This window comes from Nocardia sp. GP40 (assembly GCF_050434125.1).
In the GTDB taxonomy this organism is placed as follows: domain Bacteria; phylum Actinomycetota; class Actinomycetes; order Mycobacteriales; family Mycobacteriaceae; genus Nocardia; species Nocardia albiluteola.
On sequence record NZ_JBNPVW010000009.1, the window covers coordinates 286,713 to 310,328 of the forward strand.

The 23,616-nt window shown below is 68.7% G+C and carries 20 protein-coding genes; 10 read left to right on the plus strand and 10 right to left on the minus strand.

Features of this window, described 5'->3' with window-relative positions:
* Position 1: 1 nt before the first annotated feature.
* Positions 2-1,048: a 3-oxoacyl-ACP synthase III family protein gene (locus ABH933_RS26875; protein WP_429426685.1), complete on the minus strand. Its 1,047-nt coding sequence runs from the start codon at positions 1,046-1,048 to the stop codon at positions 2-4.
* Between the two features lie 519 nt (positions 1,049-1,567).
* Between ABH933_RS26875 and ABH933_RS26880 the strand changes: the two genes are divergently transcribed.
* The 5 genes from ABH933_RS26880 (at position 1,568) to ABH933_RS26900 (ending at position 6,722) form a co-directional block, all read left to right on the plus strand.
* Positions 1,568-3,247, plus strand: coding sequence for a fatty acid CoA ligase family protein (locus ABH933_RS26880; protein ID WP_429426682.1), 1,680 nt, complete (start codon positions 1,568-1,570; stop codon positions 3,245-3,247).
* Positions 3,244-3,630 carry a hypothetical protein gene (locus ABH933_RS26885; RefSeq protein ID WP_429426680.1) on the plus strand — a complete coding sequence of 129 codons (387 nt, stop codon included), beginning with the start codon at positions 3,244-3,246 and terminating at the stop codon, positions 3,628-3,630. Before ABH933_RS26880 ends, ABH933_RS26885 begins: the two co-directional genes overlap by 4 nt.
* Entirely contained in the window at positions 3,630-4,664 is a 1,035-nt protein-coding gene (locus tag ABH933_RS26890; protein WP_429426678.1) for an NAD-dependent epimerase/dehydratase family protein, read from the plus strand. Before ABH933_RS26885 ends, ABH933_RS26890 begins: the two co-directional genes overlap by 1 nt.
* Before the next feature lie 300 nt (positions 4,665-4,964).
* On the plus strand, positions 4,965-5,795 hold the full coding sequence (locus ABH933_RS26895; RefSeq protein WP_429426676.1) for an alpha/beta fold hydrolase: 831 nt from the start codon (positions 4,965-4,967) through the stop codon (positions 5,793-5,795).
* Positions 5,796-5,957: 162 nt separating this feature from the next.
* A complete protein-coding gene (locus ABH933_RS26900) occupies positions 5,958-6,722 on the plus strand; it encodes a hypothetical protein (protein ID WP_429426674.1) in 765 nt (254 codons plus the stop codon).
* Positions 6,723-6,802: 80 nt separating this feature from the next.
* On the opposite strand, the gene ABH933_RS26905 is transcribed toward ABH933_RS26900, so the two are convergent.
* Complete coding sequence (locus ABH933_RS26905; RefSeq protein WP_429426672.1) at positions 6,803-8,572, minus strand: HNH endonuclease; 1,770 nt, start codon at positions 8,570-8,572, stop codon at positions 6,803-6,805.
* Between the two features lie 80 nt (positions 8,573-8,652).
* Between ABH933_RS26905 and ABH933_RS26910 the strand changes: the two genes are divergently transcribed.
* The gene (locus tag ABH933_RS26910) at positions 8,653-9,114 is read left to right on the plus strand and encodes a hypothetical protein (RefSeq protein WP_429426669.1); all 462 of its coding nucleotides are present in this window, start codon (positions 8,653-8,655) and stop codon (positions 9,112-9,114) included.
* A 157-nt stretch (positions 9,115-9,271) separates the two neighbouring features.
* Here ABH933_RS26910 and pabB read toward each other — a convergent pair whose 3' ends face one another.
* Positions 9,272-10,933 carry an aminodeoxychorismate synthase component I gene (gene pabB / locus ABH933_RS26915; RefSeq protein WP_429426667.1) on the minus strand — a complete coding sequence of 554 codons (1,662 nt, stop codon included), beginning with the start codon at positions 10,931-10,933 and terminating at the stop codon, positions 9,272-9,274.
* Positions 10,934-11,030: 97 nt separating this feature from the next.
* On the opposite strand from pabB, the gene ABH933_RS26920 reads away from it, so the two are divergent.
* The 4 genes from ABH933_RS26920 (at position 11,031) to ABH933_RS26935 (ending at position 14,221) form a co-directional block, all read left to right on the plus strand.
* The gene (locus ABH933_RS26920; RefSeq protein ID WP_429426664.1) at positions 11,031-12,086 is read left to right on the plus strand and encodes a phosphotransferase family protein; all 1,056 of its coding nucleotides are present in this window, start codon (positions 11,031-11,033) and stop codon (positions 12,084-12,086) included.
* Positions 12,087-12,165: 79 nt separating this feature from the next.
* Positions 12,166-12,738, plus strand: coding sequence for a DinB family protein (locus ABH933_RS26925; RefSeq protein WP_429426662.1), 573 nt, complete (start codon positions 12,166-12,168; stop codon positions 12,736-12,738).
* Positions 12,739-12,759: 21 nt separating this feature from the next.
* Positions 12,760-13,593: a serine hydrolase domain-containing protein gene (locus ABH933_RS26930; protein ID WP_429426659.1), complete on the plus strand. Its 834-nt coding sequence runs from the start codon at positions 12,760-12,762 to the stop codon at positions 13,591-13,593.
* A gap of 94 nt (positions 13,594-13,687) precedes the next feature.
* Positions 13,688-14,221 carry a DUF3145 domain-containing protein gene (locus ABH933_RS26935; RefSeq protein ID WP_429426656.1) on the plus strand — a complete coding sequence of 178 codons (534 nt, stop codon included), beginning with the start codon at positions 13,688-13,690 and terminating at the stop codon, positions 14,219-14,221.
* A gap of 6 nt (positions 14,222-14,227) precedes the next feature.
* Here the strand turns inward: ABH933_RS26935 and ABH933_RS26940 are convergent, their stop codons facing one another.
* The 7 genes from ABH933_RS26940 to aceE form a co-directional block, all read right to left on the minus strand.
* Positions 14,228-14,575 carry a hypothetical protein gene (locus tag ABH933_RS26940; protein WP_429426653.1) on the minus strand — a complete coding sequence of 116 codons (348 nt, stop codon included), beginning with the start codon at positions 14,573-14,575 and terminating at the stop codon, positions 14,228-14,230.
* 166 nt (positions 14,576-14,741) lie between these two features.
* Positions 14,742-16,172, minus strand: coding sequence for an acyl-CoA carboxylase subunit beta (locus tag ABH933_RS26945; RefSeq protein ID WP_429426651.1), 1,431 nt, complete (start codon positions 16,170-16,172; stop codon positions 14,742-14,744).
* A gap of 148 nt (positions 16,173-16,320) precedes the next feature.
* Positions 16,321-17,571 carry a KasA/KasB family beta-ketoacyl-ACP synthase gene (locus ABH933_RS26950; RefSeq protein ID WP_429426649.1) on the minus strand — a complete coding sequence of 417 codons (1,251 nt, stop codon included), beginning with the start codon at positions 17,569-17,571 and terminating at the stop codon, positions 16,321-16,323.
* 10 nt (positions 17,572-17,581) lie between these two features.
* Positions 17,582-17,887: a meromycolate extension acyl carrier protein AcpM gene (gene acpM, locus ABH933_RS26955; RefSeq protein ID WP_372452163.1), complete on the minus strand. Its 306-nt coding sequence runs from the start codon at positions 17,885-17,887 to the stop codon at positions 17,582-17,584.
* 116 nt (positions 17,888-18,003) lie between these two features.
* A complete protein-coding gene (locus ABH933_RS26960; protein ID WP_215922514.1) occupies positions 18,004-18,936 on the minus strand; it encodes an ACP S-malonyltransferase in 933 nt (310 codons plus the stop codon).
* 127 nt (positions 18,937-19,063) lie between these two features.
* Entirely contained in the window at positions 19,064-20,398 is a 1,335-nt protein-coding gene (locus ABH933_RS26965; protein WP_429426645.1) for a PucR family transcriptional regulator, read from the minus strand.
* Positions 20,399-20,553: 155 nt separating this feature from the next.
* Positions 20,554-23,406 carry a pyruvate dehydrogenase (acetyl-transferring), homodimeric type gene (gene aceE / locus ABH933_RS26970; RefSeq protein ID WP_429426770.1) on the minus strand — a complete coding sequence of 951 codons (2,853 nt, stop codon included), beginning with the start codon at positions 23,404-23,406 and terminating at the stop codon, positions 20,554-20,556.
* Positions 23,407-23,616 lie beyond the last annotated feature (210 nt).

Sequence of the window (23,616 nt, forward strand, 5' to 3'; positions counted from 1 at the left end):
CTCAGGCCTCCAGACGGGAGATGGTGGCGGCGAGATGCCCGGACACGATTCCGGAGGCCTCCGGAATGAGCAGCACCTTCGATCCGCGCGGAATCCGTTGCTGGGCAAGGTGTTCGTGCAGCACGAGAAAGTGCGAGGTGGAGGCGGTATTGCCGAATTCGTGCATGACGTTGAGCGCCTGCGGCATCGGGGTACCGAAGTGCTGTTCGGACAGGCGGCTGATGTGCTCGATGGCCGGGCCGCTGAACTGGTGGTGGACCCAGTAGTCGTATTTCTCGCTCTCCCAGGTGCGTCCGGTCTCGGCGAAGAAGTCCGACATCCGCGTCAGGCCCTGGGAGTAGCGCTTCTCGCTGGCCAGTTCGCGGTTGTCGGTGTACATCGCGATGCCCTTGGACTTGTCGCTGGGCATGCCGAGGCAGAATTCGGCGCCGTAGGCGGTCGTGGTCAGCTCGATGTAGTGGATCTCGTCGTTGTCGTCGCCGCGATCGTCGACCACCACCGCGACGGCCGCGTCGCCCACGGTCAGGGCGGCGAACTGTGGATCGTAGGGCTGGCTGATCTCGCGCATCGCGGTGTCGGAGATGGGGGTGATCTGCTCGCCGCTGACCACCAGGCCGTTGCGCACCACCCCCGCCTTGATCATGCGGTCCAGCACCAGCACTCCGGTCATCATGCCGGCGCAGGCGTTGGACAGGTCGAAGGCCAGGGCCCGGGTGGCGCCGATCGCGTTGCGCAGCATGAGGGCGAATGCCGGTGCGTAACAGAACAGATCGGGTCCGCGGAAGCGGGTGATGGATACCGAGATCACCACGTCGATGTCGTCCGCGGAGTAGTCGGAATGCTCCAGGCAGTCCTGCATCGCCCGCACCGCCAGCTCGAACGACGATTCGTAATCGTCGGGGTCGGAATTGTGCACGCGCCGGTTCTTGATTCCGGTGATTCGCTCCAGATCCAGGGATCTGGGCACCGCCAGACCGGCGATCAATTCGTCGGTGGAGCGGACGGTGCTGGGTGTGTACGCACCGAGTGATTCGAAACGTGTACGCATGGCCCCCTACTCTCTGGATCGTTTTCGGAGTGTGGTCGAATTCTGGTGCGGCGAGTAAATTCGGCAGAAAGATATATTCGATGCCGGCGCCGTCGTTATCCAGTAGCCCCAGTGCCGACTCGGACAATACCAGGCGCCCGGCGGTTGCGCGTCGTTACGGACGGCGCTCCGCGGCCGGTCAATCGTCCTCGAGACGGCCGGATTTCGCGGCCGCAGGGCCTTGATCAGCTGGGACTACCCCCTTTCGGGTATCGCTCGAACAAATGAATAGGGGGGTGGATAGGGGGTGATCGCCGACATTGTTTGGTACCGCTCGACACGCATATATTTCTGCCGAATGGAGGCGTTTCGCGCTATCGGTGGCGGAGGCTTCCGGCGGGTGGTACCGTCGCCTTCAACCGATTCTCATGTATTCGCACCCATCCGCAGGGGGAAGCGTGTGCAGTATTTCGTCTCGATCTCTCTCATGTTCATGAAATCCACTTCCCGGGCTGGGGTGAAAAAGGCCGGAGGGGCATTATGACCGCCACCGTTTACTGGCGAGCGCTCGATCGGTTTCGCGGAATTGTTGCCGAATATCCCGATCGGGAGGCGGTGATCTTTCCCGCCGGCGGCGGGACCGGGCCCGTGCCGGAGTACGACCAGCTCACCTACGCCGAACTCGACGACTGGTCCGATGCCATCGCCGAAAGACTCACCGCCGCAGGGGTTGCGCGCGGGACGCGGACCATCGTGCTGGTGACCCCGGGGCCCGAGCTGTACGCCGTGCTGTACGGATTGTTCAAAATCGGGGCGGTACCGGTCCTGATCGATCCGGGCATGGGATTGCGGAAGATGTTGCGCTGCCTGGCCGCCGCCGATGCGGAGGCGTTCATCGGAGTGCCCGAGGCGCAGGCGGTGCGGATCATATTCGCCCCCTACTTCCGTCGCGTCCGTCTGTCCGTGACGGTCGGCAGCCGCTGGTTCTGGCGGGGGCCTACGCTCGCGAGCTGGGGCCGCAAACCCGTTGCCGCGGTGCCGGTTCGCGATCCCGCGCCCGACGCGGACCCGCTGCTCATCGCCTACACCACCGGCAGTACCGGCCCGGCCAAGGCCGTGGTGCTCACCCACGGCAACATCAGCGCGATGATCGACCAGGTGGATGCGGCGCGCGAGCGCATCGCGCCGGGTACCTCGCTGATCACCGCGCCCGTCGCGGGAATCCTGGAGCTGCTGCTCGGATCCCGGTGCGTGCTGCCGCCGCTGATTCCCTCGCGGGTCGGCGCCACCGATCCGGCGCATGTGGTGGACGCGGTCGATCGATTCGAGGTCCGCACTCTGTTCGCCTCACCCGCGGTACTGATACCGCTGCTCGAGCATCTGCGCGAGCGCGGCACATCGCTGCCGACCCTGCGGAGCATCTATTCCGGCGGTGCGCCCGTACCGGATTGGTGCATCGTGGGCCTGCGGCAGGTGCTGCGCGAGGATGTGCGCGTGTATGCCGGATACGGTGCGACGGAGGCGTTGCCGATGTCGACAATCGAATCGCGCGAACTGCTCGGCGGACTGGTCGAGCGCGCGCAGGGCGGTGCGGGGGTCTGCGTGGGGCGTCCGGCGCAGGACGTCCGGGCGCGCATCGTCCCGATCACCGACGGTCCGCTGCCCACCTGGGCCGATGTGCAAGCGCACGAGGATGTTACGGCCGCGGCGGATCCCGTCGGCGATCCCGGCATCGGGGAGTTGGTCGTCGCGGGGCCGAACGTCAGCGTGCGGTACTTCTGGCCGGAATCGGCCAATGCGGTGGGCAAGATCGTCGACGGCGATACGGTCTGGCATCGCACCGGCGACCTGGCGTGGATCGACGAGCAGGACCGGATCTGGTTCTGCGGCCGCAAGAGCCAGCGCGTGATCACCGGTGACGGAACGATCTTCACGGTCCGGGTCGAGCAGGTGTTCAACGTCGTGCCCGGGGTGAAGCGCACCGCGCTGGTCGGTGTCGGCCCGCGCGGCCGGCAGCGGCCGGTGCTGTGCGTGGAACTCGCCCCGGACGCCGACCGGGCGGCGGTAAACACCGCCCTATGCCTGCGCAGGGCCGAATTCGCGGTCGCCGCACCGGTTTCGGAGTTCCTCTACCACCCCGGCTTCCCGGTCGACATCCGGCACAACGCCAAGATCGGCCGCGAGAAGCTGGCGGTCTGGGCCGAAAGGCGGACACGGTGAAAACCACGGCGCTGCGGGCAGTTCCGATCCTGGGCTGGCTCTACCTGCTGGCCGGACTCGTCGCCGCGCTGCTGGGCCGGGCCCCGGCCAGCCGGGCGCTGCGCGCGGTCTGGTGGGCCGACGCCCTGCTCAGCACCGTCGGACACGCCGCCCAGATACCCATCGCGCTGGCCGCGGACGAACTTGCCAGCCGCTCAACACCTCCTCGCTGGCGCTCGTCGGCGTTGCGCGGGCGCGCTGTGCCGATGGTTCGCTCGCAAGCTCGCTCGCGCGTCCGTACCGCGGTCATGACCCAGATCTTCGGATTGACCTGGTGGCGAACGGGTTCCGGTAGGGCTGCGGCCGAGTACGGGAACGGCGCGCACCCGGACGGGGCGCCGTGATGCGGGCACTGGTCACGGGAGCCTCGGGCTTTCTGGGCGGCGCGCTGGTTCGCCGGTTGGTGCGCGAGCGGCGCGGTGAGGTTGCGATCCTGGTGCGGCGCAACAGCAATCTCGCCGATCTGCGCGAAGTGATCGACGGCGTGCGGGTGGTCACCGGGGACCTCGCCGACGCGGCATCGCTGGAACGGGCCGCGGCGGGCGCGGAGGTCGTATTCCACAGTGCCGCACGGGTCGACGAGCGCGGGAACCGGAATCGGTTCTGGGCCGAGAACGTCGCGGCCACCGAACGGCTGCTGAGCGCGGCCCGGCGCGGTGGGGCGTCGCGGTTCGTGTTCATCTCGAGCCCCAGCGCGCTGATGGACCGTGACGGCGGCGATCAGGTCGACATCGACGAGTCGACGCCCTTCCCGCGGCACTACCTCAACCACTACTGCGAGACCAAGGCCGCCGCCGAGCGCCTCGTGCTGGCGGCGAATGCGCCCGGATTCACCACCTGTGCGTTGCGGCCACGGGCGATCTGGGGTGTGGGGGATCGGTCCGGGCCCATCGTGCGGCTGCTGGGCCGGGCGGCCGCGGGATCGCTCCCGGACCTGTCGCTCGGCCGCGACGTGTACGCCTCGCTGTGCCACGTCGAGAACATCGTGCAGGCCTGCATCCTGGCCGCCGACTCGCCGAACGTGGGCGGGCGGCCGTATTTCATCGCCGACGCAGAGCGGACGAGCGTCTGGGAATTCCTCGGGCAGGTCATCGCCGAGCTGGGCTACGCGCCGCCGGGCCCCGCCCTCGATCGGCGGCTGGTGGAGGCGCTCATCGCCGTCATCGAAACCCTCCGGCGCATACCGTATCTCGCCGAACACTGGTCGCCCCCGCTGTCGCGCTACACCGTCGCGGTGATGACCCGCACCGGGACCTACGACACGGGGGCGGCCACAAGAGATTTCGGCTACGCACCGATCGTGGACCGCCAAACCGGAATGACTGCGCTGCTCGACTGGATGCGTGCCCGCAGCGCGCGTCCGGAGACGCGGCACTGAGCTCTGGGAACCATTCGCCGAGCCTCCGCGGGATGAGTGTCGGGTGCGCGCTGCGCGCCGGACGGCGTTCCGAGGCCGGACAGGGGGCACCCGGCGGTGGGAACCGCTCGCTGAGGTCTCCGGAAACGGCGCACCGACCGGCGTAAAGGCGACGATACCGCGACTTGTGTTACGCGGAGTACCGGTTACCATGGACGGCAACCCCTCCCGAAGAGGGCAGCTGAATTCGCGCTGCCCTCCTCCGGGACGGCGATGCAGCCGCAATGGCATGCAGAACGCACTCAACGAGGAGAGCGCCCGATGCCGGTATTCGATTTCCATGGTGTGCCTGTCGCATACGACCAGGCCGGGTCGGGCGACCCGATTCTGTTCCTGCACAACATCGGCGGAGATCGAACCATCTGGTCGGCACAGTTCCGGGCGCTGCGGTCCACCCACAGCGTCTACGCGATGGATCTGTTCGGCTTCGGGGAGTCCGGCATCCCGGATTCGGGGTACACCGTCGCCAACTATCTGCGGCTGGTCTCCGAATTCGTCGCCGATCGCGGGCTGCGCGATATCACCCTGGTAGGACACTGTTTCGGCAGCGCGCTGTCGCTGCTGTACGCGCGGGAGAATCCGCAGCGGGTCCGTTCGCTGGTGCTGAGCAGCCCGCTGACCGCGGCGACCCTGCGCCCGACCTCGACCGGCTGGGCCGCCCGCGCGGCGCGCCGGCTGCCGATGGACGCCCTGGCCGGCGCCGTCCGGTTGCCCGGTGTGGCCGCCGGGCTGGTGGTGCGCCAGCAGCTCGGCCCGCGCGGTCGCGAGATGGGGGCCGAGCCGTTCGCCGGGCTCGCGCGCCGGTGGTCGGATCGGCGCCGGCTGCTTCCGGCCGCGGCCCTGGCCCGTGACCTGCCACGCCTGGCCGAGCTGGACGACTTCCGTCCCGGGCCCGCATTCCCGCCGATCGTGACCATCTGGGGCGCGGACAACCGGATCCTGTCCCCGCGGGCCGGCGCTCGCCTCAACGCCACCCTCGCGCCCGTACGAGCCATCACCCTGCCCGGCTGCGGGCATCTGGTGATGCTGGAGGCTCCCGAAACCGTCACCGCGGCAATATCTTCTGCTACCAGTTCCGCGTTGGCGGGTTGAGTCGGCCCGCTCCGTCCGGCCGCTTCGAAATCGTCGACATCACCTCCGGATGGCGACGCCCTGTGTCACAGTATGGATTCGATCGATTGTCAAGATCAACATCCGGCACTACCGTGGCTAACGTCTAGCATTCGCCCCGGTAGGCTGATCGAGGAGGCGGAGATGCGCGCTCGCGCGGCGGTGGCAGGATTGTTCGCGGTGGGCGTATGCCTCCTGGCGACGCCCGCGTGGGCGGATCCGGTGCCGAACGCGGCGCCCATCGGCAACGTGCTTCCCGGTGTTCCGGACCGGACGTCGATCTCCTTCCGGGTGGACGCGCTCGGCCTGGAGTGGGGCACACCGAACGAGAACGAATCGCGCACCGGCCTGTCGATGGTGAAGCTGTACATCGTCGACTACGCGCTGCGGCACGGCGACGGCTCCGGCCAGGACCGGCAGCTGGCCGAGCGGATGATCCGGTACTCGGACGACTCCGCGGCGAGCGCCCTGGCGGCCAGGTATCCCAACGCGATCGACGCCGCCGCCGGCGAATACGGCCTGCCCGCAACCCATTCCGGCGAGTCCTGGGGTAGCTCCTACACCAGTGTCGCGGACATCACCAAGTTCCTCGACACGAAGGTCAGGACCGATCCGAACTCGCCCATCCTGGCCTGGATGCGCGAGGCCGCTCCGGTCGCCGCGGACGGCACCCAGCAGAACTGGGGCACCTCGCGCCTGCCCGGGGTGAACGGAAATAAATGGGGCTGGTCGGATTACGGCCCGCAGGACGTCGCCTCGGCCTCCATCGGCCCCGGCTTCACGGTCGCGGCCCACACCCACGGCAGCCCGGACGACCAGACCGCCGACGTGCTCGGCGCGCTGACCGGAACGATCCTCGGTGTGCACCCGCCGTTCCCGGTGCCCTCGACGGGATCCGCCCGCCGCTGAACGCCTTTCGGCCCAACGGCCGTCTTGCGGAAACCCTTCTCGAACATAGGTTCTCGCATCGACGCAGCCGCCCCGCGAGATCAGATGCGCGCACCTTTGGCCCGGTTGCAGGACCGGCACAGCACCTGGAGGTTTCCCGGGCTCGTTGCCCCGCCGCGGCTGAGCGGGATGATGTGATCGAATTCCAGGTAGTGGGTGGCGCCGCATTCGATGCAGGCGCCGCCGTCCCGCCGCCACACCTGCGCCTTGATCTCCGGCGGAATCGCGCGGCTGTCGCGGCGGCCCGGGGCCAGGGTGAGCCGCTTCGCCACGCGCAGCGCGCCTTCCAGCGCGGCCGCCGCCAGATCCGGATCGTCGACCTCGAATTCGGCGCCGCCGCGCGCCGAGGTGGCCGCGATCGCGACCGAGTGGTCCGTCGCGGACACCGAAACGATGCGCGACCAAGGCATTTCCACACCGGCCTCGGGACCTACAAAGCGCAGCTTCTTGTTCGAGCAGATCAGCCGCCCGTCGGTGCGTCGCTCGCCACGTGCCAGGACTCGGATGCGGGTCGCGGCGATGTCGAGGTGCACCCGCTCCTCGGGATCCAGATGGAGTCCCTCGATGCGGACGGTGGGTAGCTCGCCCGCACGTAGCCGGGACAGGACGCGGCCGCGTTGCATGCGCCGTCGCAGCTCCTCCACCAGGGGACCGGACAGCGCCAGCGCCGCGACCCCCGCCTCGAAGTCCGCGACATCGTCGCCGGTGATCTCGCCATCGGCGAAGGCCGCGAGCCGTTCGATGTACGCCAGCCCCGGCCCGCGCAGGGCCGCTCGACCATCCTCGGCCCGAATGTGCCGGTGGCGCAGCGTGGTCCACAGCTCGTCCCAGTCCGCGCCGCGCGGCCCGGTGCCGGTCAGCACGCGCCACGCTCGGGCGCGCCAATCGCTCAGGTACTCCTGGATCTCGGCCGCGCAGGCCCGGCACGGCGCGGGTGCGCCCAGCACCCGCCATCCGCGCCTGCGCCCGCATCGGGGGCACACGCGCGGATCCTGTGGCGGCAGCGGTGCGGTTTGGGCGGTCCACTGTGTTCCGTCCCACCAGCGCAGCGCCTTACCGTCGCTGTGCCAGTCGGCCGCGTCGGGATTCTGCGGTGGGGGAGTGGGGCTTTCGATCATCCGATCGCCGAATCCGTTTCGGCGCAGTGAAAGCCGGTGACCGGCTTCGTCGTTTGCCGCAACGCCGAAATCTGCCAACATGTCGGCCAATTCGGCCCAGGCTCCGTCGCATGGCCGGAACCACCATCGGCCCTCGCTCCGGAAGAATTCCGCTACTGCCGTCGCCCGCATCGTCCGGGCGCTGGCACCCTCTGTCCTCTGTGACTGGACCGGCGATGGCCGGTGACCCGAGCCGGGCGCCGGATCCCCACCGGCGCTTGCCACCTCGGTCGTGTGCACCTCGGCCCGCCGGGGGGTGTCGTGCCCGAGCCGAGCAATAGCGCGCGGGGGCGCGGCATCACACCGCGCGACGAGACCTTCCGCGTCGAGCACCTCGACCGTCAGGGCCGAGATCTCGGCGATGCCGACCTCCGGCGCCGAGACGCCCAGGACGATGCGCGCCACCTCGGTTTCGGTGCGCGGCAGGGAAACCGAGAGCCTGGCGGTGCGTGGCTGCGGTTCCTGGTCCAGCGTGACCGCCTGGGACGGATGGCGGGGTGCGTTGAAATACACCGCATCGCGCGGGGTGCGTAGCACGCCCTGCTCGGAGAGCAGCAGCGCGTGCGCGTCGAGTGCGTGCGCCGACCGCCACGACAGCGATACGGTCAGCAGCGAGGTCGGAACCGGCGTCGCGGCGTCGTCGGGGGATGTCATCGTGAGCGAACTATGCCAGGCGGCACCGACACGGACCGGCGTGGACGATGAGCGCGCGGCCGGTGCGGCACGATGGAACCATGACCGATCCGAAGCGCAAGCCCGCCACGCCCCGCGTGCCCGGTGCCGGCGACCTGATCGCCGCGGCCCAGACCGCCGCCGAGGCGGCGCAGCGGGCCGCCGGGCAGGCCCTGGACGCCGCCCAGGCGACCGCCGGGCAGGCCTTCGATACCGCGATCCGGCTGCCGCCCGCCTCGGTGCAACTGGCCGCGCAACTGCCGGATCTGATCGCGAATCTGTCGACGGCCATCGATCGCCTCAACCGCACCATCGATCGCCTCGACCGCACCCTGGCCCTGACCGACCCGGCCTTCGCCGCCTACGACCGCCTGCTGCCCCGCCTCGAGGCGATGATCTCGATGGGTGAGGACCTCTTCGGCCGCCTCGGCCGCCTGCCGGGCGTCTCCATGCTGGGTCGCCTCACCGGCGGGCGCGAGGCCCCCGCGGAACCCGACCCACCGAAGCGCGGGCGCGGAAAGTAGTCCATTCGCCGGGCACGCGCGACCGCGAGGTGGACTGTTCGTCGGGGGTGCGTCGCGACCGCGTGGTGATCTGTTCGTCGGGGTGCGTCGCGACCGCGTGGTGATCTGTTCGTCGGGGTGCGTCATGGCCGCGCGGTCGTCTGCTCGCCCGGGCGCGTCACGGCCGTCCGGCGAGGGCCCGCCTTCGCGCGACCAGCGTGACGGCGCGCAGGGCCGCGGCCGCCTTCAGCACCATCTCGTGGAACTCCTGCTCGGGGTCGGAGTCCAGGACTATCGCGCCGCCCGCCCCGATCCGCCAACGGCCGTCGTGCCGGACCGCCGTGCGGATGACGATATTGAGGTCGGCCGCGCCGCCCAGGGCCAGGAATCCGATAGTGCCGGAATAGATTCCGCGCGCCTCGGTCTCGAGGCGGTCGATTATCTCCATGGTGCGCAGCTTCGGGGCGCCCGTCATCGACCCGCCCGGGAAGCAGGCCCGCAGGCACGCCACCGCGTCCACGTCGGGGCGCAGGCGACCGCGGATCGTGGTCACCAGCTGGTGCATCGTGGTGTAGGTCTCCGCGCGCATGAGCGCGGGCACCCGCACCGTGCCCAATTCGCAGACCCGGCCCAGATCGTTGCGCAGCAGGTCCACGATCATGAGATTCTCCGCGCGCGTCTTGGGATCCGATTCCAGTGTGCGGCGCAGGATTTCGTCCAGCTCCGGAGTGGCGCCGCGGGGCGCGGTCCCTTTGATCGGCCTGGACTCGACCGTCCGGTCGCGATCCACCTTCAGGAAGCGCTCGGGGGAGGAGCAGGCGATCTCGGTCTCGCCCAGGCGCAGGAACGCGGCATACGGGGCGGGATTGGAGCGGCGCAGCACGCGGTAGACGTCGAGGCCGTCGCAATCCTGCTCGACGTGGACGTTGTCGGTGAGGTTGACCTCGTACGTCTCGCCTGCCCGCAGCTGGGCCAGGATGTCCTCGATATCGGCCAGATAGCGCTCGCGGCCGCGAACGAGCCCCGCGTGCACCTCCCGTTCGTCGGTGGGCAGCTCGAGTCGGGGGAGCGTGGATCGCTCGGGAAGGCCGGCCAGGACCGCGCGGGTGGCGGCGAGCCAATCCCGGCCTCCCGCAACATCGTCCGGCGTCGCGAGCGCGATCAGGTGGGTGCGCTCGGCGACGTGGTCGACGACGATCAGGCGGTCCGCGAAGATCCACTGCGCATCCGGAGCGGGCGCGCGGTGGTGTGCGGCGCCGCCGCAGTCCGCCTTCATCTCGTAGCCGAGATAGCCGACGTAACCGCCCGCGAAATCGAAAGGCACATCCGGGAATTCGATCTTCCGATCACGCAGTCGTGTTGCCAGGTAGTCGAATACGGTGCCCGGAACAATGTGACGGCCGTCGTGCCGGTCGACCTCGACCCTTCCCGAACCGATGCGGTACCGCACCACCTCGGCCAGCGGCCCGCGAGCGTCCCCCAGATAGGAGAAGCGATCCAGCCCCGGCTCGGCGTGCGTGCTGTCCAGCCAGAACGCGTGCTCGGCGTTGCGATACAACGCCAGGAAGATTGCCTCGGTGTCGATCGCGCGCCCGATCGTCTCGTGCAGCACGCTCAGCGCGATCGTCTCGTCCGCGGCACGCGGCGGCGCCACGGGTGATCCGCCCGGCCGGGTCCGTGCGGTGCGGGGAGCAACGGGCGTGGTCGTATCGCCGGGCCCGGAGGCGCGGACCATGGGGGCGCCGGGCGTGCGGTGCGGGACGGCGTACGCCGGGCGTGCATGTCCGGCGGCCTCGTGGCCGTCCGGCCCCGTATGTCCCCCGGGGAGGGGTGTGCTCATGGGGTTCACCGTAGTCGGCGACCCAGTCGTCGCACGCATCGGATATTGAGGGCACATGCCCGCAGTTTCTCGCGGCGCGTGGGGCACAATGTGGGACATGTCTGTGGTGCAACCGGCCGAAGTGGATCGCGACGTCGTGGATTTCGCGGTCATCGGGAAATGGATGGACGAGCAGGGGCTGCCCGGCGGGTCGTTCGAGGGGGTGATCCCGCTCGGGGGCGGCACACAGAACATCATGCTGCGCTTCGCCCGCGGCGGGCGGGAGTACGTGCTGCGGCGCGGGCCCCGGCATCTGCGCGCCAAGAGCAACGAGGTGATCCGCCGCGAGGCGCGGCTGCTCGGCGCCCTCGCCGGGACCGGGGTCCGCGCGCCCGAGGTGATCGCGGCCTGCCCCGACGAGTCGGTGCTAGGCGCGGTGTTCTACCTGATGGAGCCGATCACGGGGTTCAATCCGCAGAACGAACTGCCCGAGCTGCACGCCGGCGATCCGGAGATCCGCCGCCAGATGGGTCTGTCCGCGGTGGAGGCCATCGCGCGACTGGGCGCGGTCGACTACGAGGCCATCGGGCTGGCCGATTACGGCAAGCCCGACGGCTTCCTGGAGCGGCAGGTGCCGCGCTGGCTCGGTGAGCTCGAGTCCTATTCCGCGAACGACGGCTACCCGGGCCCGCAGCTGCCGGGCCTGGATCACATCGGTGACTGGCTCGAACGCCATCGTCCCGCGGCGTGGACGCCGGGAATTCTGCACGGCGACTGCCATCTGGCGAACATGATGTTCCGGTTCGACGGCCCGCAGGTGGCCGCGATCGTCGACTGGGAGATGTCGACGATCGGCGATCCGCTGCTGGACCTGGGCTGGCAGATCGCGACCCGCCCGGAACCCGGCACCACCGGCGCGGCCCTGGTCGGCAAGCTCGGCGAGGCGGGCGGGCTGCCCACGCCGGAGGAGATGATCGCCCACTACGGCCGGTTCTCCGACCGGGATCTCGGCCACGTCACCTGGTACACCGTGCTGGCCTGCTTCAAGCTGGGGATCGTGCTGGAGGGTACGTACGCGCGCGCATTCGCGGGGAAGGCGCCCAAGCAGGTCGGCGACTTCCTGCACGCCATCACCGTGGAGCTGTTCGAGAAGGCCGGGCGGCTGGCCGAGTAGCGGCCGAGGCGTCTGGATCTCGGCGGTTGATGGCAGTATATCTATGGTGCATAACTTGCTGCCAATTTAGAGTGCTGGCATGCCGATCGTTCCCGAAGACAAAGACTGGACCTGGGTGCTCGACAAGGCCTGCCCGGATTGTGGATTCGACGGCCCGGGCACCGATTACGACTCGGTGCCCGGGCTGACCCGCGAGGCGGCGGTGCGGTTCGCCGCGGTCCTCGAGCGCCCCGGCGTGGCCGTGCGCCCCGACGATTCCACCTGGGCGCCAGTGGAATACGTCGCCCACGTCCGCGACGTCTGCCGAATCTTCGCGCACCGCGTCGGCGTCGCCCTGCACGGCAGTGCCGAACCGCCCGCCATCGCCGCCTTCGCGGCGAAGGTCGGATTCGCCGACGGCCTGCCGGTCTTCGAGAACTGGGATCAGGACCGCACCGCCGAGGCGGACAACTACCTCGCGCAGCCGCCCGCGACGGTCGCCGCCCAGCTCACCGAGGCCGCCGAAACCGTTTCCCGCGCCTTCGAATCCGTCCCCGCGGCCGACCGCACCCGCGCCGCCCGCCGCAGCAACGGCTCACTGTTCACCGTGGACGAGATGGCCACCTACTTCGTCCACGATCTGATCCACCACCTCCACGACGTCCGCGCCTGAGGGGGTCGTAGGCTCGTCGCCGTGCGAGCATTGGAGCAGATTCGGGATTGGCCGGTGGAGCATGCCGCTGCGGGGGTGGTGACCGCAACCGGTGACAGGGCGATCGAGGGGGATGTCGACCGCGAATTCGCGTTGGCCTCGGTGACCAAACCGCTTGTGGCGTATGCGGTTCTGGTCGCTGTGGAGGAGGGGGCGATCGAGCTGGACCAGCCCGCGGGACCGCCCGGCTCGACCGTGCGGCACCTGCTGGCGCACACCTCCGGACTGGCCTTCGACACCACCGTGATCATGGCCGAGCCCGGCACGCGCCGCATCTATTCCAGCGCCGGATTCGAGGTGCTGGCGCGGTTCGTGGCCGATCAGACCGGGATCGAGTTCGAGAATTATCTGCACGAGGCGGTATTCGAGCCACTCGGAATGAAATCCTCGGCGCTGCACGGTTCCGCGGGGCACGCGGCGTCGTCCACGGTCGCCGACCTCATGCTTTTTGCGGGTGAGTTGCTGGAACCGGCATTGGTTACTCCGCAAACCCTGGCCGATGCCACCGCCGTGCAATTCCCGGGTACCAACGGTGTGCTGCCCGGATATGGTTCCCAGCGGCCGAACGACTGGGGGCTGGGATTCGAGATCCGCGACACCAAGACGCCGCATTGGACCGGGGCGGCGAACTCGCCGCGAACCTACGGGCACTTCGGTCAGTCGGGCACGTTCCTGTGGGTGGATCCCGTGCTGGGGGCGGCGTGCGTGGCGCTGAGCGACGAGAATTTCGGTGATTGGGCGCGCGCGGCATGGCCACCGCTCAGCGACGCGGTGATCGGGGAAATCGCAGCACATCGCGACGCGACCGAAAAGTAACACCCGTAACACCGGGCACTCCAGTAAACTCGGGCAACGCCGGCTCGACCGATCGTCGGGGAAGACGTTCCAGGTCGAGGTCGGAGGTGTGCTGGTGCGCGGATCCATGCAATTCGCGGACGCGACGTCGGGGGTGGTGTACATCCACGCGTCGCCGGCCGCGCTGTGCCCGCACATCGAATGGACCCTCTCCTCGACGCTGAAAGCACCGGCACAATTGCGTTGGACCGCCCAGCCCGCCGCCTCGGGACAGCTGCGCGCGATCACCGATTGGGCCGGCCCGGTGGGCACCGGATCGAAGTTAGCCAACGCGTTGCGGTCCTGGCAGGTATTGCGCTTCGAGATCACCGAGGATCCCAGCGAGGGCGTCGACGGTGAACGATATTGTTTCGTCCCCGGGCTGGGTCTGTGGTGCGGTGCGATGAGTGCGAACGGCGATGTGATGGTCGGCGAGATGCGGCTGCGGGAAATCGTGCGCTCCGCGCGCGAGCGCGGCCGCCATACATCCACCGAGATCGCCGCCGAGATCGATCGCGTTCTCGGTACCGCCTGGGACGACGACCTCGAGCCCTTCCGCACCGGCGGCGAGGGTGCGGAGGTGACCTGGCTGCGCCGCGACGTCGGCTGAGCTGGTTCAGCCCTCCGGCGGTGCGTCCCATCCGCGCAGCAGCCGCAGCTCCTCCTCCTGGGCCGCGAGCCGGACCGTCACCGCGTGTTCGACCTCGATGAGGTCGTGGCGCATCTCGATCTGCTCGTACTGCATTCGGATGTAGTCGTTCTGGATCCGGACGTAGTCCTCGCGCAGCAGCATCATATCGGTGTACGCGGTATCGAGTTCGGTTCTCGTGGAATGCAATTCGGCGGCCAGGGCGCTGCGCTGGGCGTCCGCGGCGGCCAAGTCGGCCCGCAGGGCGGCCTGCCGGGAGCGAGCCGTATCCAGCTCGTCCAGCGCCGCCCTCAGCTGACTTCGCAAGTCGTCCACGAATGTCCCCCTCGATGCAGTTGTATGCCAAGCGCGAGACGCGACAATGAGACTCGCAGGTTGAGGGAAGACTACGTTGTGACGGTGTTGCACACGGCCACTGGACTATTCCCATCGCCGGATCGGCGGGAAGGTGCCCTGTGGCAGACGCGGTAGAACCTTCGCCCTACAGCGGAATGTTCTTGGTGTGCGAGGCCCGGGCCGGCGCCGCCGCCAGGGCCGCGGCGAGGATGGAGCGGGTCTTGGCCGGATCGATGATGTCGTCGACCACTCCGATCGACATCGCGCGGCTCAGCCCGCCCGCGATCTGCTCGTGCTCGACGGTCAGGCGCTCGATCAGTGCCTCGCGCTCTTCCTCGGGCGCGGCCGCGATCGCCTTCTTGTGCAGGATGCCCACCGCGGCCTTGGCGCCCATCACGGCGACCTCGCTGCCGGGCCACGCGTAGACCGCCGTCGCGCCGAGGGCGCGGGCGTTCATTGCGATGTAGGCGCCGCCGTAGATCTTCCGGGTCACCAGGGTGACGCGCGGGACGCGGGCCTCGGCGAACGCGTGCAGCAGCTTGGCGCCGCGGCGCACCACGCCCTCCCACTCCATGCCGACGCCGGGCAGATAGCCGGGCACGTCGGTGACGACCACCAGCGGAATACCGAACGAATTGCACAGCCGCACGAAACGCGCTGCCTTCTCGGCACTTTCGGAGGTGAGGCAGCCGCCCATGCGCAGCGGATTGTTGGCCAGCACGCCGACCGTGCGCCCGGCCAGCCGGCCCAGGCCGGTGACGATGCTGCGCGCGTAGCCACCCTGGAACTCCTCGAACGAGGACTCCCCGTCGACGTTGTCCAGGAGTTCGTGCACGAGGGGCTTGACGTCGTAGGCGCGCCGGGCGGATTCGGGCAGCAGGGCCCGCAGGTCGACATCGCCGTGCTCGGCGGCAACCATATCGAATTCGCCCTGCTCGGCGAACATCGAGACCAGGCGCCGCCCGCGATGCAGCGCGTCGGACTCGTCGTCGGCGACGATGTGGCAGACGCCGGACTTCTTGTAGTGCGTGTCGGGACCGCCGAGCGTGGCCATGTCGACGTTCTCGCCGGTCACGCTGCGCACCACGTCCGGTCCGGTCACGAAGACCCGGCCCTCGGGCGCCATGATGACCACGTCGGTCAGCGCGGGACCATAGGCGGCGCCGCCGGCGGCGAAGCCGAGCACCACGGAAATCTGCGGGACCAGGCCGGACGCGCGGACCATGGCCTCGAAGACCAGGCCGACCGCGTGCAGGGCCTCCACACCCTCGGCCAGGCGGGCGCCACCGGAATGCCAGATGCCCACGACCGGGATCCCGGAGTCGATGGCGGTGTCGATCGCGTCGACGATGTGCTTGCAGCCCTCGACGCCCATGGCCCCGCCCATGACGGTGGCGTCGGAGCAGTAGGCGACGGTCCGCACGCCGTCGACCTCGCCGAGGGCGGCCAGCACGCCGGACTTGTCGCGGGGGTGGAGCGGCAGGACGGTGCCGGGGTCGAAGAATCGCTGCAGACGGCCCAGCGGATCTCGGGGATCGGTCGCGGTATCCGCCGAAGCGGGGGCCAGACTGGTCATCGCGTTCTCCTGAAAGTCGAAATCCCGGTGGGGCTTTCGCAACGGCGTTCACCGTTGACGAAGCGCCCCACCGGGATTGCGGTTGTGACCGGTGTACCCCGGGGATGGCTAGCTGGCGGAGCCTGCGAAGCCGGCGGGGTGGGTGAACTCAGTACCGGCCGAACGTGAGCGCAACGTTGTGCCCACCGAAGCCGAACGAGTTGTTGATCGCGTACTTGATGTCCTGGCGGCGAGCCTCGCCGTGCACGACATCGAGATCGATCTCCGGATCCTGGTTGTCCAGGTTCAGCGTGGGCGGCACGATGCCGTCGCGAATGCTGAGCACGGTGAGCACCGACTCGAGCGCGCCGACGGCGCCGATCGAGTGGCCCAGGGCGGACTTGGGCGCGTAGACCGAGGCATGGTTGCCGACGGCCAGATTGATCGCGTTCGCCTCGGCGGTATCGCCGATGGGCGTCGCGGTCGCGTGCGCGTTGACGTGGGTGATGTCCTTCTTGGTCAGACCTGCGGTCTGCATCGCCCTGGTCATCGCGCGTGCCGCGCCCTGCCCGTCCGGGGCGGGGGCGACCAGATGGAAACCGTCGGAGGTGATCCCGGCGCCCAGCAGGCGGGCGTGGATCGTAGCTCCGCGCGCCTTGGCGTGCTCCTCGGTCTCGACGACCATGAGCGCGCCCGCCTCGCCGAAGACGAAGCCGTCGCGATCCTTGTCGAAGGGCCGCGAGGCCGACTTCGGACTGTCGTTACGGGTGCTCATCGCGCGCATCATGGAGAATGCCGCGATCGGCACGGCGTCGATATAACCCTCGACGCCACCGGTGACGACCATATCGGCGTCGCCCATGACGATCATCCGCCACGCATTCGCGATGGCCTCCGACCCCGATGAGCACGCCGAGACCGGGGTGACCACTCCCGCCCTGGCTTTCAGTTCCAGCCCGACGACGGCGGACGGCCCGTTCGGCATGACCATCTGCACCGCCAGCGGCGAAATCTTGCGATAGCCACCGTTCTTCAGCTTGTCGACCGAGTCGATCAGCGCGTCGCCGCCACCGAGTCCGGTGCCGATCGCCACGCCGAGCCGCTCCGGGTCGACCTCTGGAGTTCCGGCGTTCTTCCACACCTCGCGACCGAGGACGGTCGCGAGCTGCTCGACATACGCCATGCGACGGCATTCGACCCGGGACAGCAGGGTCTCGGGCCGAACCTTCAGGTGGCCGCCGATGCGGACCGGAAGGTCGTATTCCTCGACGAAGGAATCCTCGAGAGTGTCGATGCCGCTCTCGCCGTTGAGGAGTCCCTTCCACGTCGCATCGACGTCACCCGCGATCGACGTGGTCGCCGCCAGGCTTGTTACGACGACGTTGGGGAAGTTCCCGTTCAGAGTGGAAGGAGTGGTCACGGTATCGGTCCTACTCGGCGTCCGACGCGAACTTGGCCTTCATCGCCTCGGCGGCCTCGGAGTTCTCGGCCTCGAGCTTCTGGATGTACGCCACGGCGTCACCGACGGTCTTCAGGCTGGCCAGATCCTCGTCCGGGATCTTGACGCCGTACTTGTCCTCGGTCTGCACGGCGATCTCGACCATCGACAGCGAGTCGATGTCCAGGTCATCGACGAAGGACTTCTCGATCGTCACCTCGGAGGGCTCGATACCGGTCACCTCTTCGATGATCTTGCCGAGCTCTTCGACGATCTGTTCCTGGGTCAGAGCGGCCACTGCGTGGCTCCCTTCTTCATCTCTCATAGGGGGTTGCACTATTTCTTCGGTGCCGAGCAGGAGATTGTTTCTACCAGCCCGGTTGCGGTTGCGTCACTGCAAACCGCAAGGAAAAGCTAGCCGGTTGCTGAAATGTCGGCCAAATCGACCAACTTGATCAGCTGGGCGATGTCCTCGGGGGCCTTCATTGCCAAATTCGGGGTGCCCTTGAGCTCCCGCTTGGCAATGCCGACCAGAGTACCCGCCGGTGGCAATTCGACCACCGCGGAAACCCCTGCCGCGCGAACGGTTTCGGTGCACAGATCCCACCGGACGGGCCGGGTCACCTGTGCCGCGAGCTTATCGATGGCATCCCTGCCGGAGGAGACCGGCTGCCCGTCGAAGTTCGACAGGAGTACCCGAGTCGGGTTGCCGGGCGTTATCTGGGAGATGGCCTCGGTCACGGCGTCCTGAGCGGGAGCCATGAACGACGTGTGGAACGCCCCGGCGACCGCCAGTGCGCGCACCCGCGCGCCCTCCGGCGGGGTCGCCGCGAGCTCGGCCAGCGCATCGAGCCGGCCGGCGGCCACGATCTGACCGACCGCGTTGCGGTTGGCCGGAATGAGGTCGAGCTCGGCGAGGCGGGCGAGCACGGTGGCTTCGTCGCCGCCGAGCACCGCCGACATGCCGGACGGCTCGAGCGCGCACGCCTTGGCCATCTCCGAGCCGCGGATCGCGGCCAGGCGCACCGCGTCATCGGGGGAGATGACGCCGGCGATGGCGGCGGCGGCGAGCTCGCCGACCGAATGTCCGGCGACGATGGTATCGGCCGGGAGCGCATGCTGCGGCACTTCGGTGAAGGCCAGCAGCGCCGCGGCGACCACCAACGGCTGCGTGACAGCCGTATCGGTGATTTCCTCCGCGGTGGCCGTGGTGCCCAAACGCAGCAGGTCCATGCCCGACGCGATGGACCACAGTTCGAGACGGTCACGCGCGCCGGGAAGGTCGAGCCAAGGCGCGAGCATGCCGGGTTTCTGGGAGCCCTGTCCTGGGGCGAACAACGCGATCACTCCCTAAGACAACACCGTCCCGGGCCTCCGTGGAGATGTCGACGCGAATGATGTTTGTGGATCTGTTTTGTGTGGACCCCACAAAACAGCTAGTGGACCACCGGGATCGAACGGCGCCCGCCCGGCGTTACACCCGATCTTCGTGAGGAGTGCCGGAAGGGGCTTCTGAGGCTGAAGTTGGCGATTCGTTACGAGTTCGTGTCAGACGACCTATGGTCGCGGCGATCCGGAGCACGTACGCGTCGCGCGGATTCATCGGATCCCGGCCCGTAACCTCCGCGATTCGCTTGAGGCGATAGCGGACCGTATTTGGATGAACGAACAGCTGCCGGGCGCAAGTCTCGACAGCTCCACCACAGTCCAGATAGGCGTCGAGGGTGTCCGACAGGGCCGACCCGGCGGCGGCCAACGGTAGCACAAGATACTCGTTCAGAGCCTCGACCGCAGCCCGATCGCCGAGCAATGCTCGTTCGGGCAGCAATTCCGATGCGTGCACCGGTCGCGGCGCCGCGCGCCAGCCCACCACGGCCTCCATTCCCGCCATCGCCTCCACCGCGCTGACGTGCGCCGCGGACAGGGTGCGGGTGGTCGGGCCGATCACCACCGGGCCGTCGGAGAAGGCCTCGGCCAGCAGATCGATGAGGAAGGGGGAGGGATAGGAGGGATCACCCAGATTGCCGCTGACCACCATGACCAGCCGCGAGCCCTGCACCACGGCCAGGGCCGCGCGACCGTGCCGGGCGGCGGTGGTGTGCACCGAACCGACCACGGCCACCTGATCCCGCGGGGGCGTACCGACCAGCACCGTCGCCGGGGCGGTGGCATCCCAGTTCAGCGTCGCGGCACGCGAGAGCATCTCCGGGCCGGTGTCGCCGCGCACTACCGCGTCCACCACCAGGGCCTCGAGGCGGGTGTCCCAGGCGCCGCGGGATTCGGCGGCGCTGGCGTACACCGAGGCCGCCGCGAAACCCAGCTCCCGCCCGTACCGCAGCACCGCCTCGGTCAGGGCCACCAGCTGGCGGTCGTTGCGTGCGAGCGCGGGCAGCCACTGCTCGAAGAACTCCATGGCCACCCGGACCATGTCGACGGTCTGGCGCAGCGTCAGGCGCCGGGCCAGATCCTGCGGGATCACCTGGAACGCGTCCAGGCTGAACCGGATGTCGCTCTCGGGATCCTGCAGCCACTCCAGGAAGTTGACCACCGCGGTCTGCACCAGCATCTGCACCCCGGCGCGCTGGGCGGCATCCAGGCTGCCGAAGAACGGCAGCCGGTCCTCCATCGACGCCACGGCCTCGGTGGAGAGCCGGCCGGAGAACTGCTTCACCCGCTTGAGCAGTGTGTCCGGCAGCGGGTCGCGGGTCTGCCGGTTGGGGGAGAGCGCGCCGGTGGGCAGATACACCTCGTGCGAGGTGGTGGTGCCGGAGTCGGAGATCCGGCGCGGTCTCGGCGGTTTACGATCCACGGCTCCATATTCCCCCGTGCGCGCCCGGCTCATGCACGGCCCCGGGATTTCCCCGGTCCGTGTCGCGGCCGGAATCGCCCGGCGATCGGGCGAAACGGGGCCCCGTGCCGGAGGAATCTCCGTGCACGGGGCCCCGTGTCGGTTACTCGGACGGCCTACTCGTCGGTGACGGTGGCCTGCTCGGCGGCGTTGACGTCGTCGATACGGTACTTTGCCGCGGCCTCGACCGCCTTGGACGCATCGATCGCCCCGGTGCGGCCCAGGGCGGCCAGCGCCGCGACCGTGATCGAGTGGGCGTCGACGTTGAACACCCGCCGTGCGGCCGGACGGGTATCGGAGAAGCCGAAGCCGTCGGTGCCGAGGGTGGTGTAGTCACCCGGTACCCACTTGCGGATCTGGTCCTGAACCGCGCGCATCCAGTCCGAGGCGGCCACGACCGGGCCCTGGGCCTGCGACAGCGCCTGGGTCACATACGGGACACCCGGATCGGCGCCCGGATGGTGCAGCGCCGCAATCTCCTTGGCCAGGGCCTCGCGGCGCAGCTCGCTCCAGGAGGTCACCGACCAGACATCGGCCTGCACACCCCAGTCAGCGGCCAGCAGCTCCTGGGCGCGCAGGCCGTCGGGCACCGTGACGCCCGAGACGAGGATCTGCGCGCGGACCGCTCCCGCACCGCCACGCTTGTACAGGTACAGACCCTTGAGCAGACCCTCGATATCGATGTCGTCCGGCTCCGCGGGCTGCGGGTAGGGCTCGTTGTACAGGGTGATGTAGTAGCTGACGTTCTCGCCGCCGAACTCGTCGTGCTGTCGCTGCAGATGCGTGCCCGGTAGCACCGTCGTCTCCGGTGCGGGCTGCCCGCCGCCGTACATGCGGCGCAGGCCGTCGCGCACGATGTGGGCGATCTCGAACGCGAACGCCGGATCGTAGGCCACTATCGCCGGATTCGTGGAGGCCAGCAGCAGCGAATGACCGTCGTTGTGCTGCAGGCCCTCACCGGTCAGCGTGGTGCGCCCGGCAGTGGCACCGAGGATGAAGCCGCGCGCCAGCTGATCGGCCGCGGCCCACAGGCCGTCGCCGGTGCGCTGGAAGCCGAACATCGAATAGAAGATGTACAGCGGGATCATGGGCTCGCCGTGGGTGGCGTACGACGTGCCCGCCGCGGTGAACGACGCGGTCGAACCGGCCTCGTTGATGCCCTCGTGCAGGATCTGGCCGATCGAGCTCTCCTTGTAGGCGAGCATCAGTTCCGCGTCGACCGAGGTGTACAGCTGCCCGTTGCGGTTGTAGATCTTCAGCGAGGGGAACCACGAATCCATGCCGAACGTGCGGGCCTCGTCGGGAATGATCGGCACGATCCGCTTGCCGATCTCCTTGTCCCGCAACAACTCCTTCATCAGGCGCACGAACGCCATCGTGGTGGCGACGTTCTGCTTGCCCGAGCCCTTGCGTACCCCGCGATAGGGTTCGTCGCCGGGTAGTTGCAGCGGCTTGGCCGCGGTGCGCCGCTCGGGCAGGAAGCCGCCCAGGGCCTGGCGCCGCCCCAGCATGTACTGGATCTCCGGGGAGTCCATGCCGGGGTGGTAGTACGGCGGCAGGTAGGGGTTCGCCTCGAGTTCGGCATCGGTGATCGGGATGCGCTGGAGGTCGCGGAAGGCCTTGAGGTCGTCCAGCGTCATCTTCTTCATCTGATGCGTGGCGTTGCGCGCCTCGAAGTGCTTGCCCAGGCCGTAGCCCTTGATGGTCTTGGCCAGGATCACCGTCGGCTGACCCTTGTGCGCCAGCGCAGCCGCGTACGCCGCGTAGATCTTGCGGTAGTCGTGGCCGCCGCGCTTGAGGTTCCAGATCTCGTCGTCGGTCAGGCCATTCACCAATTCCTTGGTGCGCGGGTCACGGCCGAAGAAGTGCTCGCGGACGTAGGCGCCGTCGTTGGCCTTGTAGGTCTGGTAGTCGCCGTCGGGGGTGGAGTTCATCAGGTTCACCAGCGCGCCGTCGCGGTCCGCGCCCAGCAGCGCGTCCCACTCGCGGCCCCAGACGACCTTGATGACGTTCCAGCCGGCGCCGCGGAAGAACGACTCCAGCTCCTGGATGATCTTGCCGTTGCCGCGCACCGGCCCGTCCAGGCGCTGCAGGTTGCAGTTGATCACGAAGGTGAGATTGTCCAGGCCTTCGTTGGCGGCGACCTGGATCAGGCCGCGCGATTCGGGCTCGTCCATCTCGCCGTCGCCCAGGAACGCCCACACGTGCTGATCGGAGGTGTCCTTGATGCCGCGATCGTGCAGGTAGTGGTTGAACCGGGCCTGGTAGATGGCGTTCATCGGGCCCAGACCCATGGACACCGTGGGGAATTCCCAGAAGTCCGGCATCAGGCGCGGGTGCGGATACGAGGACAGGCCGCGGCCAGGGCCACCGTGGCTGTACTCCTGCCGGAAGCCGTCGAGCTGATCGGTGCTCAGGCGGCCCTCGAGGAACGCGCGCGCATACATACCGGGGGAGGCGTGGCCCTGCATGTAGACCTGGTCACCGCCGCCGGGATGATTCTTGCCACGGAAGAAGTGGTTGAAGCCGACCTCGTACAGCGCCGAGGACGACGCGTAGGTCGAAATATGGCCGCCCACGCCGATACCCGGGCGCTGCGCGCGATGCACCATGATCGCGGCGTTCCAGCGGATCCAGGCGCGGTAGCGGCGCTCGACCTCCTCGTCGCCGGGGAACCACGGCTCGTTCTCGGTGGGGATCGTGTTGACGTAGTCGGTCGAGGTCAGCGCGGGAATCGCGACATGACGCTCACCGGCGCGCTCGAGCAGGCGCAACACCAGGTAGCGCGCGCGGCCCGGGCCCTCGCGGTCGAGCATTTCGTCGAAGGATTCGAGCCATTCGCTGGTCTCGTCCGGGTCGATATCGGGTAGGTACGATGCCACCCCCTCGCGGATCACGCGCACGCGCGCGGCGGGCGCCACGGCGGGGCCGTCGGCACTCGGCTGCGATGCGGAATTCGACGACGACATCGGGTGCAGCAGGTCTGTCAAAATCAATGCTCCTCGTACAGGGGTGGACAAGCTGATGGCTCTGAACCCTGGGTAGCCGTGCCGATGGGCGCGGCTACCCGACGCGAACGGGTGGGGCGCATCTCACATCCTTGTCGATGATGCGTCCCAGGTCATCATGTCAGTCGCAAATCCAGTACCGTGCACGAGGCAACATATGGAACCGAAACA